This is a genomic window from Novosphingobium piscinae (assembly GCF_014230355.1).
Lineage (GTDB): Bacteria > Pseudomonadota > Alphaproteobacteria > Sphingomonadales > Sphingomonadaceae > Novosphingobium > Novosphingobium piscinae.
Map to the genome: position 1 here is coordinate 111,589 of NZ_JACLAX010000007.1, position 16,377 is coordinate 127,965.

Genomic DNA, 16,377 nt, shown 5'->3' on the forward strand with positions numbered 1-16,377 from the left:
TGTTAGGGGTGTCGCGATTGGATATCGGGCAAGTATGCTGCGCCAAGCCTTAATTCTGTTATTACTCGCAGCATCGCCTGCGCACGCTTTGGACGGCGCTGACTTCGATCCGGCCGAAGTCGATATTGCAGATGCCATCAACTGCCATCTCGACGCCCCGAGCTACAATGCCTTCGCCTGGGCCCTGAGCGGCGAAGAGAAGCTTGCTGAGCGCTTCGGCTGGCGAAAGATCGAGAGCCCCAATCCGTTCCTCGCCCAATATGAGTTGCCGCAGCCAGTGCTGGTTACCGGCACGTGGTCGACACGCCGGATCGCGTTCAGCTCCAGCGGCGTCATGGCAATATTGGATCTGGCTGATCCCGCCGAGATCGCCAAAGAGGAAGGTATCGTCAACGCACTGGAGAGCGATGCCGCCGTCGCGGAAATCGCCAGGGCAGCGCAAACCGCTGGTGTTGCCACCCGCAACGAAGTCGAAGCGGAGACGCCGTTCCGCAAATTCCTCGGTCAACGCATCCTCGTTGACGTGACCGAACCAGCCAACGAGGCAGACGAGTTCGGGACCCACACAGTGATTGCCCGTTCCATCTCCAACGTTACCAGTCACCCGGGCAAGACCCTTTATGGCTGCTCCTACCGGATCGAGCTGCTGGATCGTGACGGAAAGCCGCTTTGACAAACACTGTGGTTGGCGAACGGTCTATCAGGTGGCGGACCTGGTCAAACTCAACCTGCATCGTGCAGCAAGCCTGCCGCCGCGCAGGGTTCGGTCAGTCAGGCAGAATTCGCGCCCGCGTCCGGGAGCTGGCAGGACTAGGCATTACCCCGTAGAGCGCTCATTATATATTATCATATTATGATATTAAGATGCCGGCCAGTTCAAGCCTTGTTGCAAGCCAATGGAGTCGGCCCCATGACAAACGCCAATCTAATTTATCAGATCGACGAAGCGATCGGCGCGCACGGCATGTGGAAGATGCGGCTGCGTGCGGCAATGCGCACGGGCAAGTCTGACATTTCGGCGCATGAAGCCGGTTGCGACGGCAACTGCAAATTCGGCCAATGGCTCAATTCCACGGCGCTTTCTGCTGAGGCCAAGGCAGACGTGCCCTATAAGGTCGTCAAACGTGTTCACGCCGATTTTCACCGGTCTGCCGGGCATGTCATGTCGTCGGCGCTTGGCGGCCGCCAGCGCGAAGCAGAGGAGCGCCTCGAAGGCGAGTTTATCCCGGCATCGGAAAAACTGGTCCGAGCGTTGATGAAGTGGAAGTCGGAACTGCAAAAGGGCATCCGTCGAGCCGCTTGAGCGCGGTCTTGTTGCTGGTGCGCGCTGCGATTGAATATTTTGAGCGCAGCTGAACCTATCCGCCTTTGCCTTCGAAATCGACGAGCAGATAATTCTGTCTTACGCTGGCTCGACGCTGTTAGCCTCTAAAGTGACGCCAAGGTGCCTGCGCACTACGCCAAAAATGGCAGCAAGATTGTCCATGCTCGGATTGCCCTTTTCGGAGAGCATCCGGTGCAGGCTCTTGCTGGGCCGATTGGTTTCAGTGGCAAGGCCTTCGAATCCAACTGAGGCATTGACCAGATCGCGCAGGATCAGACGCGCGACATGAGGTTCGCCGTTGAGAAAAGCGGTGGCGGCTTCGTCGAGCATGGCCTTGGCGAAGGCGGGGTCGCGCGCGGCACGTTCCTTCACCGTCGCCTTGAAATCGCGTGTCAGCGCCACCTTGCCTAACTCCTTGCCTTCTTCGCCTTGGCCTTCCGGCCTTTGTACTCATCGAGCAATGCACCGGCCTGCCTGATATCCGACTGTTGCCGCTTCTTGGTCCCGCCCACGAAGAGGATGATCAGTTGCTCGCCATCCTGAGTCAGATAGAGGCGGTATCCCGGGCCCCAATCGATCCGGCACTCACCAAGCCCGCCGCCGATCCATTTGACCTTCGACAGGTTGCCGAGTTCCATTCGGACGATGGCGGTCGCCACCTTGGCTGCGGCCTGGACATCGAGATCATCGAACCAGCCCCGGAATGGGCAGCTGCCATCCTCGCGGATATACTCCTCAACAATCACATTGCACCGCGATGGGTAACATATTCGTTACCTTTCGTCGAGTGACTCATTGGCGCCATGATCAGGCAGCAGGGGCGGGGCGGCGCAGCCCGGCTGCACCTTCATCGAGCAGGCGCGCAATCTCGTCCGAGGTGCGCCGCACGGCGAGTTTCAGCGCCTCGTCGATATGGATATAGTCCTGCGTCACATTCTGCGAGGCGTGGCCGAGCATGGCGCGGATGGTGAGTTCGGTGAACCCCAGTTCGCCAGCGATGCTGGCGAAGGTGTGGCGCAAGGTATGCAAGGTCGCACCCTCAATCCCTGCCAGCCGGCACACGCGCGTGAAGCAGGCGGCGGCGGCCTGATAGGGGCCGGTACCGGACAGCGATGGAAAGACATGCGGATTGCCGGCGATCTCGGCCTGCGCAAGTACCACCCGCAGGGCTTCTGGCCCGATCGCACGCACCTGAGCGTCGGTCTTGGTGTCCGGAAATGCAATGAAGCCGCCTTCGGCATGGACCCATGCACGCTTCATTGCCTGGCCTTCCTCTCGCCGGAAGCCGGTCAGGGCCAGGAGCCGAACAACCGCGAGTGCGGTGAGGTTTTCTCCATTACGCTCGGCATAGGCCATGGCCTTGCCCAGCGCGATGATCTCGGCCGAACTGAGCCGCCGCGTCTTCTTGTTGGTGGCCAGCTTCTTGGCACCGCGTGTGGGGTGCTCGGTCAACAGCCCCTTGTGATTGGCATGGCCCAGGATCGCCTGAAGCGTGCCAAGGCAGCGTGCCGCGACGCCAGGGCCGCCAGCAGCCTTGCCTCCACGGCCTCCTCCACGCGCCTTGGCAGTTTTGCCGTCCCGAACGTCGGACTGCATCTGCTCGACCTCGGCAATGGTAAGGTGCTTGGCGTGCCGCTTGCCGAGCAGCGGCTTGATGTGCGTATTGATCCGGCTCTCGTCCATTTTGAGTGACGATTCCTTGATCGGCCGGTTCTTGCGTCCAAGGATATTCCCGGCCCGCGCTTCGGTGAGATACCAGTCGCACATCTGGGCAACGGTCATCCCCTTGCGGGCCTCATGGACGGCCAGTGCCGGGTCTTCGCCGGAGGCTACTTCGCCAAGCTTGATCTTCGCGAGGTCACGAGCCCGCTCGACCGTGATGACGCCATATCGACCAAGGTTGATCCGCCGCTTGATACCCTCGGCATTGCGGTACTGAACGATGAAGGTCTTGAGCCCGGATGGAAGTGCCCGGACACCGAAGCCCCGGATTTCGCTGTCCCACAGAACAGCCTGTGGCTGTCCATCCGCGCTGAAGGCATCGACCGAGCGCTTGTTGATCTTCGCAGTCGGCATGCTTACGACTCCATTTGGAGACAAAGCTCGAATCGAGGCCTTCTGTCTCCATATTGTCTCCAAAATTTGCCGTTTCGTGGCGATTTGGAGGCTACGGCGTCGTAAAGGGTGTTGCAACAAATAACTGAAATACCGTCATATTTCGTAGGTTCGGCTACAGTGGCGTAATGGCTTGTTTCGTTTTGCCAAGGTTGGGGTCGAGGGTTCGAATCCCTTCGCCCGCTCCAGTGTCTGAGATGAACATTAGACAAAAAGCGACCTACACAGGTCGCTTTTTCTGTTTTTGGGCACCCGTCTGTCATCATAGGAAATGGCACGAGCACCAATATGGTGAGCCTGCTGGCAGTGCCTCGGTTGTTTCATGCGCTCGCAGCCATTGATATCCACGCATCGCATCCCCCAATTGTATTGGTGGCGCATGGCGCTGAAATGGCGAACACTCACGATGCTTAGGTCAGATCACCTATCGCACGCGGACTTAGCGTCGAATTCGGAGGCTGACCGTGCTTAACTCCAACACACCGAACGTTGTTCGGTAAAAAATTTCAGTTTCTGCACAAATGTTACAATATCGTCATCATTAATGGAGAAACAAAGAGAAATAAGGCCTCTGGCTGCCACGAAAATTCCGGAGTTTATCAAATCCAGATAAATGAGCTGTCTAAGGTATTTTGAATCAGGCCCATGGTTGGGGTGAATGTTCATGATCGAGCCAATCCCTGTGGCATGATAAGGTGCCCCTTGGCGTTCAAAGACAGCGTTAATCTCGGTGCGAAGGCGGTCGCCTCTAGCACTTAACTGGTCCAGAGCCTCTGCCGTCAGGTGCTGATCAATGGCAGCAATGCCAGCCGCCATCGTCAAAGTGTTGTTGTTGAACGTCCCAGCATGCGCAATGGCTCCGACTGCTCGGGGATCAAACTGCTGCATGATGTCCTTCCGGCCACCGAAGCAACCGAAGGGGAGACTGCCACCGAAGAACTTGCCGACAACCGTGAGATCCGGGAAGATCCCGAGCTGACTCTGGCGACCGCCGAAATGGAGTCTGGCCGTTTGCACTTCATCAAAAATCAGGACCGCCCCGGAATCAGAGCAGAGCTCTCGGCAAGTGCTGAGAAACTCTGCGGTCCCCGGCGTGCAACCTCCCGCTCCCAGCATCGGTTCGACGATAATGGCCGCAATCTGGTCCGCCCGCCCTGCGAAGGTTGCAAGCAGCGCTTCAATGTCGTTGTAGGGCAGAATAATCGTCTTGAACGGCACGTTTACGTCATTGTTGCCGCTGAAGGTCAGCACCGACCCGTGATAAGCCCCCTGGAAAACCACCACCTCTTCCCGCCCTGTGAAAGTCAAGGCAGCATTGATCGCCATGATGTTGGCTTCCGTGCCACTGTTGCAGAAACGGACCATGTCGACTGACGGGAACCGTTGGCACAGGCGCTCCGCCAGTTCTCCCTCTAGCCGGTGATGCGACGAAAGGCTTACGCCGCGATCAGTCGCGGAAACGAGCGCGTCCTTCAGGAAATCGGGCGAGTGGCCATAAATCCCGGATGTGAATTCACCCAGGAAGTCGATGTAGACGTTCCCATCAACGTCGGTGAGGCGTGCCTCGTGCCCTCCTTCCATATAGATCGGGAAAGGAAATGCCCAGAGTGACGACCGCGTGTTGCCGCCCGGCATGAACTGTGCGGCATGTGCACTGTGCGCCGCGCTAGCGGGATGAAGGCTACGATAGAGGCTTTCCGCCTCCTCAAGCGCCGTTTCCACGCAGCGGCTGACCTTGAAATGGTGAGTCATCCCAGCCTCAAATTGTTCGGTAGACAATTCAGTTCCTATCTGAGTAGGTTTTTGCTGGCAAGTGCGATGATGCAGGATAAAGACTTCACGAATGAATGACGCACCAAAGTCCGGGGTCGCGACAGCCCGGCCAAAGAAGCGCGGCAAGCCAACGAAATCGGACGAGCGGTCACTCAACCGTGAAGCGATCCTCGAAGCGGCGGTTGCGCTGATTGATGAGATTGGCCTGGATGCCTTTAGCGTCCGTGCTCTCGCACAGCGGTTGGAGGTCTACCCCGCTGCGATCTACTGGTGGCTGCCCACTCGAAATGACGTTCTTGCCGGTGTGGTCAGCCATGCGTTGCAAAACGTGCAGCCTCCACCCGAAACGACCGACTGGAAGGAGTGGATCGCCGATCTGATGAGGCGCTATCGCTCGGTGGTTCAGCAGCATCCGAAGGTCGCTCCGCTGATCACGTCACAGCTTGTGTCCAATGCTGGCGTCGATCTCAAACTAGTTGAGCGCCTGCTCAGCGTTCTCAAGGAGGCGGGATTCGAGGGGGCGAAGCTGCTGGCGGCCTATGACGTCGTGCTGGCGGCCAAGATCGGCTTCGTATCGATGGAGTTCGCCATGCCTCCGCAGGAAGAGAGCGACTGGGCGGATCGGCTGAAGGCCATGACTGACAACATCGACGCGGTCGAGTATCCCAACCTTTCGGCCCTTCGGGATGCGATGCTGAACCGCCACTTTATTCTGAGATGGCAGAACGGCGCCGAGGTTCCTTTGGACGAGAGCTTCGAAGCCCACGTCTATACGACGATAGAGGGTTTGCGCATGCTGCTGACGCGGTGATGCCGATCAGGAGTGGTTCGCAACGGCTTCCGGCGCGGGTCTATGCCGACAGTGGCGAGTGGACTGCAGTCACCGAAAATCCGCCATCAACAACAAGAGTGTGGCCGTTGATGAACCCGGCCTGCTCACCCGCGAGGAACAGGGCGGCATGGGCGATGTCCTCAGGCAAGCCAAGGCGGTCGCAGGCAATCCTGTCGACTACCGTTCTGCAATAACGCGGGTCCGCCGCCATCTTGGCTTTGACGGGCGGTGTTGCGATCACCCCCGGCGCAATGGCGTTGGTGCGCAGGCCTTGGGCGCCGAACTCAGCGGCCAACTGCCGCGTCAGGCCCTCAATCGCGGCCTTCACCGCTGAATAGGACGATGTGCCATAAGTGCCAATGTGCGCGAAGACTGACGAGATGTTCACGATCGCGCCTGGTCGGCTCATCCGTGGGATAGCCGCGCGGCAAAGCCGGAATACGGACTTGAAGTTGATGGCGATGAAGCGATCGAGATCCTCATCGCGAGTTTCGACGATGTTGCGGGAGCCACCGACTCCTGCGACATTGATTAGGGCGTCCAGTTCAGAAGTGTGGGCGGTCACCAGTGCCATGCAAGCATCCGGGAAATCGGGGGCAGCGACATCGGCCTGGTAAGTCAGCAACCGTGTCCCGAAGCGCTCGGTGAGTGGGGCCAGCCCATTGGTGTCAATGTCCACCCCGAAGACCGTGTAGCCTTCTTGCAGAAAGCGGTGGGCCGTGGCGAACCCGATGCCGCGACCTGCACCGGTCACGAGGGCGGTCTTGGCGGTGGTCATCTAACCCGCTCCATTGCGCACGGCCTGTCGTGGGTCGTTGGCTCGACGGGGCCGGTCCCCCCTCTGCGAAGGGACCGGCCGGCCAGACTTACCGGAACTTGTATCCGATCGTGACACCGAAGGTCCGCGGGGCGCCAGGGAAGTACTGCGCGCCCGACGTGGAGACTGCGACCGAGGTGTAGTACTGGCTCTTGGTGAAGTTCCTGGCCCAGAACTGGACATCGAGCGTTTCGGACGGATCGCTCCAGCTGACGTTGGCATTGGCCACAGTGTAGCCGGTCTGACGCACCAGCCCCTGCGGATCGAAGGCAAAGCCGTCATTGTAGTAGACGTTGCCGGCCAGGGCGAAAGTACCCACTGCAGTCGGGATCTTGTAATCAGCACCCACACTGCCGACCCAGCGCGGGCTGTAGATCAGGTCGTTTCCGTTGGCGTTGCCGGTGAATTGCGTCAGACCGCCGGCGGTATTGATCCGAAAGAACGGAGCGTTGGCGAAGTTGCGGTACTCGGTGTCCAGGAACGAACCAGACGCCTGGATGGTGAAGTTGCGGGTCGGCGCGATTGTCAGCTCCGCATCCACACCTTTGATCCAGGCCGAAGCGGCATTGAGTAGGAAGGTCGCGCCCGCGCTGGTCACCGCGCGCAGCTGAATGCCTTCGAAGTCGTAGAGGAACGCCGAGGCGTTGAACCGCACGGTGTTGTCCAACATCTGGGTCTTGAACCCGACTTCGTAAGCATCGACCACGACCGGATCGACGGGCGGCTGTGCCGGCGAAGCCACGTTGTAGAGGCCGCTCTTGTAGCCGCGGTTATAGGACACATAACCCAACAGTTGATCTGAGAACTGATGGTCCACCGCGAGCCGCCAAGTCAGCTTCTTGTCGACCTTGCCGGTGTCGACGTTGGTGCGAACACCCGTGCCGGTGATTTGGTAGCCGGCGATTGACCGGTCGTCATAAGTATAGCGCAACCCGCCGGTAAAGTTGGTGCCGGTCAGGATCGGAATGGTGAACTGGCCGTAAGCAGAATAGGAGCTGGTGGTTGACGCGTTGTCGGTCGTCAGGCTGCCGCCCTGCGCGGCAAAGGCCGTTCCGGTGAAAACGGACGGGCGCAGTCCCAGGACGTTGTGCAGATAATAAAGACCCATCGACCAATTGATCTTCGAGCCCGATGGCGACAGCAGCTGGAGCTCGTTGGTGACCGTACTGACCGGATTCTTCAGGTAGACGTTGCGGGCCGGCGCCGGACCGAAATCGACATCCTGCCAGATGTCGTTCTTGGTGTCAGTATAGGCGAGGATGTTGACCAACTTCGCCCAGTTCATGTCATGCTGGACGGTCAAGGCTGTCTGGTTCTGCACCAGATGACGCCCAGTGGGGTAGCTCTGGTTGATGTTGTAGAAGCCGGGGTTGCCCACTCCCGCAATGCCGCCGCCACTGGTGGTGATCTGGCCCGGAATGATGGCGCCGCCGCGCGACGCAACGGGGCGCGTGTTGACGTACATGTGGGACAGCAGCACCGAGGTGCGATTGTCGGGCGATTCCCACTTCAACTTGGCGCGGATCAGTCCGGAGTGACCGAAATAGGCCTTGGACCCGTCGAAGATGTTCCGTCCCCAACCCTCGGCCTGGTTTTGATAGAAAGCCGAAACGGATGCGGTGAACCCACCGCCAAGCGGGCCGCTGATGACGCCCTTGGCTTCAACCGTGCTGTAGTTGCCGTAGCTGACCGCCATGTCCGCACGAAGCTGGTCCGACGGTTCCTTGGTTATGATCTGGATCACGCCGCCGGTCGAGTTGCGGCCGAATAGCGTTCCCTGCGGACCTTTGGCAACTTCGATACGGTCGATATCGTGCAGGGCAAAAATCAGCCCCGGCGCAGCGGCCTGATACACGCCGTCGATGTAGATCGCGTTGCCAGGTTCGTCGGCCGCCGAGCCGCTGCCGCCGACACCGCGGATGGTGATGTTGGCGCCCGAATTCGTCTCGGCGAAGGTCACCGCCGGGGCTGCAGCGATAATGTCCTGCGATGTGCGGATGCCAAGAGCCGCGGCCATTTCACCAGTCACAGCCGAAACGGCAATCGGCACCTTCTGCAGGTTCTCACCCCGTCGCTGGGCTGTGACGACAATGTCCTGAAGGTTGCCGGAGCTGTCAGCATCGGCTTCGGCTTCCTGGGCCTTAGCCTGGGCCTGCGCTGTGCCGCTGGAAGCCAACAGCGCGATGGCGAGAGTTGCGGACTCGAAAAGAAGATGTGCCTTCATAGCGGTGCCCCTTTCACTGCATGACAAGTGGGAGACGCTCTTTGGCTGCCCGATTTGAAGCCCGGCGTCTCTTGCAGGGGAGTGTTACCTCTTAATTATCCACTAGACAAGAATTATCGCCGTTAGGCGCCGGATTGGCAATCCGCGTCGTTACTTGGCGGTGCCTGCGCGCTGGATGGGCTCGGCAATCTCGATGTCAAATGCAAAGTCGCGCCCATATCTCCGATGGTGATTCGCAAGATCAAATGCGGTAGCTATCCATACATCCGAGTCACTTGTGACCATACGTAGGAATGATTCGACTATCGATATGTTGCTAGCGCGGCCGGAAATCCAGTCATGGAGAGTGAGTGTCAGCAATCCATTGTAATGTCGTATTTGCCGCCATTCGGTAGTCCAGCTGTCTAATACGCTCTGTGGGCTACCTGGCAGCCATTTGTCTGCGGATCCGGTGAACTTGAGCTGCACGGCATCGTCCAAAAGCCACTGGAATGGAATCTCGGTCAAATTGTCCAATGAATAAGGATGATCTGCCCCGGACAGCGAACTGTCGTAAAGTCCGCGTGCCGCCAGCTCGACTGCCATCCCCCTGGTCAGCTGAGCTCCGGGGGCCCGGAAGCCATGCGGGGTGATCCCGGTTTGGTCCCTAAAGATTGCGATGCTCGCATCCAGCGCCGCCACAAATTCGTCCCGAGGCGTGTCTTGCGGCAGCTCGTGATTGTAACCATGCAGGGCGATCTCGTGTCCCTCGGCAACGAAAGCCGGCAGCAGCTCCGGGTGCCTTTCCGCCACAACGCCTGGGACGAACATGGTGGCGCGAATGTCGAACTGCTTCAGTAGGGCCAAGAGGCGCCAGATGCCGGTCCGCGGACCGAACAGGCGTTGCTCCATGTGTTCCAGATGATCGCTGCCACTGTCACGGTTGAGCCAAAGATAGACCGATTCGGCATCCACATCGATCGTGAAGCAGAATGCGCAGGTCTTGCCGTCAGGCCACGGGTAGGGTGTTCCTCTCATTGTCTCTCTCCCCGGTGTTGGCCGATCATCGCAACGGTGCCCAGGCGGTTTCGCGCATAGTGAAAGCGACCCAGCCCGATGCGGCGGCCGCGGCTATCAGGAACAAGGCAGGGGCCGTCGGCGCCCCCGTGTAAGTGATAAGCGCGGTCACGATCAGCGGGCTGAAACCGCCAAGCAGCACGGTGCAAAATGTGTAACCCAGCGACAGGTAAGTGGTCCGCAGATTCGCCGGGAACAACTCCACCAGAGTGGCGGCCATCGGACCAGATACGGTTCCGACCAGCAGGTTGAAGGCCAGTTGTATGGCGATGATCCGACCGATTGATTCGGCGTCCACGGCCAGGAGGAACAGCGGGTAGGAAGCGACCACGAGGCCGCCGCAACCCGCCAGGAGAACCGCCCGTCGACCGAACCTGTCGGAAAGTCGGCCGGCCCCGATGGTGCACAGCACGGCAAACACCACTGCGATGCTGTTGCTGGTCAGTGCTTCGCCTGCGCTCAGCCCGCCGTAGTGAGATGCGAAGGTGGGGAAATAGCCCAGCAGCAGGTAAGACGAGACCGTGAAGACAATCGTGAGGCCGAAAGTTCTCGCGGTGGCGGCAAGCGGTAGGGCGTGTCTGGACGGGTCATCCTGACGGACGTCGTGGAACGCCTGCGTCTCTTCTAGGCGCGAACGCAGCCAAAGAGCCACGGGGATGAGCAAGGCGCCGAACAGGAAGGCAAGGCGCCAGCCCCACTGACCCATCTCGCTGGGGCTCAGCCGCGAGGTAAGTGTAGCGACAATGGCCCCGGCCAACAGCATGGCCGCATAGTTCGCGGCCTGGCCGATACTACCGAAGGTTCCCCGCCGGCTTGCAGGGGCGCTTTCCACGACGAATGCCGTCGCGGTGCCCCATTCCCCTCCGGCGCAGAACCCCTGCATGCAGCGCAGCGCGATCAGGAGGATCGGCGCCGCCCTGCCGATGGAGGAATAGTCAGGCAGCAAGCCAATACCGACCGTGCCGATAGCCATTCCCAGCAGGGACGCGATTAGCGCGACTCTGCGCCCGTGTCGATCGCTCAGTCGCCCCAGGAACCAGGCCCCGAACGGCCTGGCGATCAAGCCCACCCCAAATACTGCGAAAGCCGCCATCAGGCCACGGGCGGAACCCTGTTCGCCAAAGAACGCCACCGCAATGTGATCCGCGACGAAGGCGTAGACCAGAAAGTCGTAGGACTCGAATACGTTGCCTATTGATGCTGCAGCCACCTGACGGACCGAGCGGTGACGGTTGGAACCAGCTGATTCAGGATCGAGACCGTCCAGAGCCGCCATCACGCGGTGACCCAGACGGGGAGGTTGCTGCCACCGTTCACCCCCATGACCTGACCGGTAACATAGGACGCGTCGTCCGACGCGAGGAACAAGACTGTCTTTGCCAGATCCTGCGGGATCATGATCCGCCGCATCGGATTGCGCCGGCTGGCGCTCTCGATGTGGTTTGGTGGCAGGTTGGAATGGTCATCTGAAACCGCCAATCCGGGCCGCACGCAGTTGACCCGGATCCCATACGGGCCCAGCGCCGCGGCAAAACCTGCAGACATCCATTCGAGCCCAGCCTTGGATGTGCCGTATGGCACACTGTCTGTGCGCACAATTGCTGCCGCGCCCGAACTGACGTTGACGAATGCGCCGGTAACGCCGCACGCGATCATGGCGCGCCCGAATTCGCGCATCACGATGAACGGAGCCCTGAGATTGAGCTGCATGACCGCTTCCCAGTCTTCGTTCCTGACGGCCAAGATGTCGTGGAATGGCGCGATGCCGGCATTGTTGATCACGATGGTGGGCAGTTTGCCGTCTTGCTGCACTGTTTCGGGCAAGGCGCTGACTGCAGCCGCATCACGCAGGTCGGTGGGATAGAGTGTTGTGCCCTGTCCCGGGAGATCGCCTGCTATCCGATCGAGCCCGGCTGCGTCGAGATCGACTAGCGCCAGGCTCGCTCCAGCCTTGGCGAAAGCCCGCGCCAAAGCCCTGCCCAGCAGACCCGCCGCGCCCGTAATGAGCACGCGCTGACCTGCGAACCTCTGGTCAGCTGGGCCGGACGCGACAGCCATCAGCCCGGTTTTCCGCCGCTCAGGCCCAGAATGGCGCGGGCTTCCGCTGGGGTTGCGAGTTCATAGCCCATTTCGGTGACGATCCGCACGGCGCGCTTGGTAAGCTCCATATTCGTGGCGAGCCGGCCCTGCGAATAGTACAGGTTGTCCTCCAATCCGACGCGGACGTGGCCGCCAAGCAACAACGCATTGGGAATACACGGCAACTGCGCCGGACCTATGCCGGTTACGCCAAAAATGGCCCCCTTCGGCAACAGATCGACCATCGACTGCAGGATCTTCGGGCTATAGGGCATGGCATTCTGAAACGCCCGATCGGTGCCCAGCACAATATTCACGAAATAAGGTTCGCTGTCGAAGCCCGCGGCGGTCAGCGTCGTGACGTCCTGAACGATATGGGTGGGGCTGAAGACCTCCCATTCAGGCTTGATTCCCTTTTCCTTCATCAGAGCTGCCAACTGGCGCGAGCGCTCCGGAGAAGTGTGCATCAGCAGTTCGCGGCCTTCGAAGCTGGCGATGATAGTGGTGGCGTCCAGCGTGCACATCTCTGCGCCGGCCTCGATGCCCTTGATCCGCTCCTCCCAAAGAATTTCCCAGTAACCGTTGCCGCCTTGGCCGATCATGTCGCCATTCACCCCGCCACCGGTAGAATTGTTGATCACGATGTCCGTCCGCTCCCGGACCAGAGTGTTGATCTGGCTATAGATTTCCGGATCACAGGTGGCGAGGCCATCAGGCCGGCGAGCATGAATAGCCACCACGCTCGCACCCAGCTCCCAGCAGGCCTCTACATCGCGCGCGATCTCTTCGGGCGTGATGGGTAGGTAGGGGTTCTGGGCCTTGCTGGCCATGCCGCCCGTTGGCGCGATCGTCAGGATAACTTTGCGGCTCATGCACCTCTCCGCGGCCTTATCATTTGCTCCCCGTCCGCCCGCGCTATGTCGGCAGCGGACGCAGAGGCCAAAACTTGTCTGCCAAAGCTTTTTTATATTGTCCAGCGAACAATTTCATGGTTCTTCAGGACATCGGACTGCTCGTCTGATTCGATCGAACCTGCTCCGCTTCGTGCCCTAGGGCCCAAGCCGGACGGGCGACTGGCAAGGGGATTTGGCATGGCCACACCTGTTCGGTGCGCAATTCTGACCAAAGCCCTGGGAGCGGTCGCCACTCTTGCGCTTGCCAGCCTGTCCGTATCGATCGCGGTGGCGGCGGATAGCCCGGTCCAGCCCGTCTTTACGCCGGTCCAGCCTCAGACATTCGCCGCCCAGAAGGGTCTGTCGAACGCCTGGGCAGACTTCGACTTAGACGGCGATCTTGATCTCGCCGTGTCGTTCGTCTCGGGCGAGATCCGGCTCTACCGCAATGAGAAGGGGGTGTTCACCAATGTTGGGCCCGCTCTGGGGTTGCCGACCAAAAGCGGAAACGCCCGGAGCCTGGCCTGGGGCGATTATGACGGCGACGGCTTCCCCGACCTTTATGTCGGCACCTCGGATCGTCCGATCCCAACGCGTAACCTGCTGTTCCACAACAATGCGGGTGCCCATTTCACCGAAGTCGCCGAGAAGGTTGGAGTCGCTGTTGTCGGTGCCACGACGCGTCAGGTGAACTGGATCGATTACGATGCGGATGGCGATCTGGACCTGTTCGTCACACAGCGTCAGACACCCAACGTGATGTTGCGCAACAATGGCGGCATCTTCACTAACGTTACGGTGGAGGCGGGGCTCTATGACCCGCGGCGCACCGTTGCGGCGTGCTGGTACGATTTCGATCGCGATGGCGATCTGGATGTGTTCATCGGCAATCAGGAAGGCGATAAAGACGGTTTCTTCGTCAACGACAATGGCAAGTTCCACGATTCCGCCCGCGAACTAGGGCTTGAGCAGGGCAACAGGTCGCTTGAGGAGGGTACGACCGGGTGTTCGCTAGGCGACTACGACAACGATGGCCAATTCGAGTTGCTGGTGGCCGGCTACGGCGACAATGTCCTCTATCGCTATGATGGTCGTCACCTTGTCAACATCGCCTCGCAGGTCGGATTGACACTGAACGAGCACCAGGTCGGCTCCAGCTGGGGCGATTTCGACATGGACGGGCGGATCGATTTCTACGTCACCGGCTTCCGGGTGGATCAGCCCCATGCGCGCGATCATCTCTATCGCAACTCGCCGACAGGCTTTGTAGACGTCCTGCCCGATCTTATTCGCAACGACGATGCCGATCACGGGGTGCAATGGGCAGACTTCGACGGTGACGGGGATCCCGACCTCGCTCTGGTGAACGGCTATGACGCCGATGGCCACCACCCGCTGTTCCGTAACGACACCTCGCACCCGGAGACTGTCGGACTGAGCATCCGGGCGCTGGACGCCAAGGGCCTGTCTACCCGCTCTGGGGCCGAAATCCGGGTGCTGGACAGAGCCGGCCGGATCCTTGGTAGCCGCATCATGAACTCCAGCGGCGGTTATGGTGCACAAAACGATATCCCGGTGCTTTTTGCGGTTCCGCAGGGCCGGCCGGTGGATATCGTGGTGACATACCTGACCCGCGCCGGCCGCATCGAGAAGATCGTCCGAAACGTCAATCCGGCGCAGTTTCGAGGGCGCTCGCTTGACGTACGCAGCAACTAGCGTCGGCCCGGCCTGACTGCGGGACTCCGACTGTTCAAGGAATTCACGATGATCGTATTCGCGTGTGGCATCATGCACGAAAGCCACAGCTTTAATAACCGCCTGACTCCGCTGGAGAACTTCAGGAACGCGACTCCTGGGTGCATCGCAGCTGATCCCGAGCTGATCAACACGCGCTCGGTCGAAGGTGGCATCCTGTCGGCAGCGCGTGACTTTTCGTGGGACTTGCGCTTTCCGTTCTCGGCCCATGCCACGCCCTCGGGCCCGCTCAGCGCCGATGCGATGGACACGCTGGTGGCCAGGATGACGGAACAACTGCGCGAGGCGGGTCCGGTCGATGGCGTGCTGTTGTCACTCCATGGCGCCATGTTCGCCGTCAACGAACCCGATTGCGAAGGGGCGATCCTGTCTGCGGTCCGCTCTGTCGTTGGCCCGAACTTGCCCGTGGCCATTGCCCTTGATCCCCACGCCAATTTCACTGACCGGATGGCCGATCTTGCCGATATCGCGACGAGCTTTCGGACCACGCCACATGTCGATCAGTGGGAAACCACCTATCGGGCGGGATGCTTGCTGAACGATGCGATGGCCGGCCGCACCCGGCCGCAGCTTTATGTCGGGCGGCTGCCGATGCTCGCTGGGCTCGACATGGGTCGTACGCTCGATCCGGACAGTCCAATGAACCGGTTGAAACGTTTGGCTCGCGAGATCGAGCAGACTGAAGCTGGCGTCCTCAACATCGATATCAATGCCGGGTTCTACTATGGTGACGTCGCCGAGGCCGGGCCGTCCGTGGTGGTGACCGGCCATGGCGAGGACTCCCGTTTTCAGGATATCGCCGACCGGCTAATCGCCGAAGCTTGGAAAACCCGCGACTACGTGAGCATCGCGTTCACGCCGCTGGAACAAGCCATTGCGCGGGCGCGGCAGCCCGCAACCAAGACCGGGCCGCTGATCTTGGTCGACTACACCGATGGTCCGGCGGGGGGTGCTCATGGCGACGGGACCACGCTGCTCAAACTGTTGCTGGATGCGGATATTGATAACTCGGTCGTCGGGCCCATTTTTGACCCGATATCGGTCGAGCAGGCGGTTGCCGCCGGGGTCGGACAGACGATCGCCTTGGATATCGGCGGCCGCACAGACCCAGCCTATGGCGGTGGGCCGGTCTCGTTGGAATGCCGGGTCGAATGCATTTCGGACGGGAACTACCTGCGCAAGGGCCCCTATGCGCAGGGGACGGTTGGCGCGTTCGGGCCGAGCGTCAGTCTCCGTCGGGGCAATGTGACGATCATCCTCGTTTCCAAGCGACTGCAACCCGAAGACCGCGAGCAATACCGGATCTTCGGCATCGACCCAGAAGGCGTGAATGTCCTAGCCTGCAAGGGGATCAACCATTTCCGCGCTGATTTCGAGCCGATTGCTCGCGAGCTGGTCTTTGTTGACACGGGCGGCCTGGTGACCGTCGATTTCAAGGTTTTCCCGTTCCGCAACGTTCGTCGTCCGATCTGGCCTCTCGACGCGGTCGAGCTGCCGACCTGACAGATT

The 16,377-nt window shown here is 60.2% G+C and carries 15 protein-coding genes; 5 read left to right on the top strand and 10 right to left on the bottom strand.

The genetic code is table 11. The annotated features are described in order from the left end of the window. Positions 1-34 precede the first annotated feature (34 nt). Entirely contained in the window at positions 35-673 is a 639-nt protein-coding gene (locus tag H7F53_RS09010; protein ID WP_162895910.1) for a hypothetical protein, read from the top strand. A 237-nt stretch (positions 674-910) separates the two neighbouring features. Then, complete coding sequence (locus H7F53_RS09015) at positions 911-1,303, top strand: CZB domain-containing protein (protein ID WP_118072696.1); 393 nt, start codon at positions 911-913, stop codon at positions 1,301-1,303. Positions 1,304-1,402: 99 nt separating this feature from the next. Here H7F53_RS09015 and H7F53_RS09020 read toward each other — a convergent pair whose 3' ends face one another. The 4 genes from H7F53_RS09020 to H7F53_RS09035 all read right to left on the bottom strand — a co-directional run bounded on the left by H7F53_RS09020 (position 1,403) and on the right by H7F53_RS09035 (position 5,191). Beyond that, a complete protein-coding gene (locus H7F53_RS09020) occupies positions 1,403-1,726 on the bottom strand; it encodes a helix-turn-helix domain-containing transcriptional regulator (RefSeq protein WP_118072697.1) in 324 nt (107 codons plus the stop codon). 5 nt (positions 1,727-1,731) lie between these two features. Next, positions 1,732-2,070: a type II toxin-antitoxin system RelE/ParE family toxin gene (locus H7F53_RS09025; protein ID WP_118072698.1), complete on the bottom strand. Its 339-nt coding sequence runs from the start codon at positions 2,068-2,070 to the stop codon at positions 1,732-1,734. 61 nt (positions 2,071-2,131) lie between these two features. Continuing rightward, positions 2,132-3,400 carry a tyrosine-type recombinase/integrase gene (locus tag H7F53_RS09030; protein ID WP_185679145.1) on the bottom strand — a complete coding sequence of 423 codons (1,269 nt, stop codon included), beginning with the start codon at positions 3,398-3,400 and terminating at the stop codon, positions 2,132-2,134. Between the two features lie 507 nt (positions 3,401-3,907). Then, positions 3,908-5,191, bottom strand: coding sequence for an aspartate aminotransferase family protein (locus H7F53_RS09035; RefSeq protein WP_185679146.1), 1,284 nt, complete (start codon positions 5,189-5,191; stop codon positions 3,908-3,910). 91 nt (positions 5,192-5,282) lie between these two features. On the opposite strand from H7F53_RS09035, the gene H7F53_RS09040 reads away from it, so the two are divergent. After that, on the top strand, positions 5,283-6,023 hold the full coding sequence (locus H7F53_RS09040; RefSeq protein ID WP_185679147.1) for a TetR/AcrR family transcriptional regulator: 741 nt from the start codon (positions 5,283-5,285) through the stop codon (positions 6,021-6,023). A 40-nt stretch (positions 6,024-6,063) separates the two neighbouring features. On the opposite strand, the gene H7F53_RS09045 is transcribed toward H7F53_RS09040, so the two are convergent. From H7F53_RS09045 to H7F53_RS09070, 6 genes are all read right to left on the bottom strand, one after another. Then, the gene (locus H7F53_RS09045; RefSeq protein WP_185679148.1) at positions 6,064-6,822 is read right to left on the bottom strand and encodes an SDR family NAD(P)-dependent oxidoreductase; all 759 of its coding nucleotides are present in this window, start codon (positions 6,820-6,822) and stop codon (positions 6,064-6,066) included. Between the two features lie 88 nt (positions 6,823-6,910). Next, positions 6,911-9,085, bottom strand: a complete 2,175-nt coding sequence (locus tag H7F53_RS09050) for a TonB-dependent receptor (protein WP_185679149.1) — start codon at positions 9,083-9,085, stop codon at positions 6,911-6,913. 150 nt (positions 9,086-9,235) lie between these two features. Then, positions 9,236-10,102 carry a polysaccharide deacetylase family protein gene (locus tag H7F53_RS09055; RefSeq protein WP_185679150.1) on the bottom strand — a complete coding sequence of 289 codons (867 nt, stop codon included), beginning with the start codon at positions 10,100-10,102 and terminating at the stop codon, positions 9,236-9,238. 25 nt (positions 10,103-10,127) lie between these two features. Then, positions 10,128-11,417, bottom strand: coding sequence for an MFS transporter (locus H7F53_RS09060; RefSeq protein WP_185679151.1), 1,290 nt, complete (start codon positions 11,415-11,417; stop codon positions 10,128-10,130). Next, positions 11,417-12,199, bottom strand: a complete 783-nt coding sequence (locus tag H7F53_RS09065) for an SDR family NAD(P)-dependent oxidoreductase (protein WP_185679152.1) — start codon at positions 12,197-12,199, stop codon at positions 11,417-11,419. Before H7F53_RS09065 ends, H7F53_RS09060 begins: the two co-directional genes overlap by 1 nt. Further along, positions 12,199-13,092: a beta-keto acid cleavage family enzyme gene (locus H7F53_RS09070; RefSeq protein WP_185679153.1), complete on the bottom strand. Its 894-nt coding sequence runs from the start codon at positions 13,090-13,092 to the stop codon at positions 12,199-12,201. Before H7F53_RS09070 ends, H7F53_RS09065 begins: the two co-directional genes overlap by 1 nt. 219 nt (positions 13,093-13,311) lie before the next feature. On the opposite strand from H7F53_RS09070, the gene H7F53_RS09075 reads away from it, so the two are divergent. Then, positions 13,312-14,829: an FG-GAP repeat domain-containing protein gene (locus H7F53_RS09075; protein WP_185679154.1), complete on the top strand. Its 1,518-nt coding sequence runs from the start codon at positions 13,312-13,314 to the stop codon at positions 14,827-14,829. Between the two features lie 48 nt (positions 14,830-14,877). Beyond that, positions 14,878-16,371, top strand: coding sequence for a M81 family metallopeptidase (locus H7F53_RS09080; protein ID WP_185679155.1), 1,494 nt, complete (start codon positions 14,878-14,880; stop codon positions 16,369-16,371). Positions 16,372-16,377: the final 6 nt, after the last annotated feature.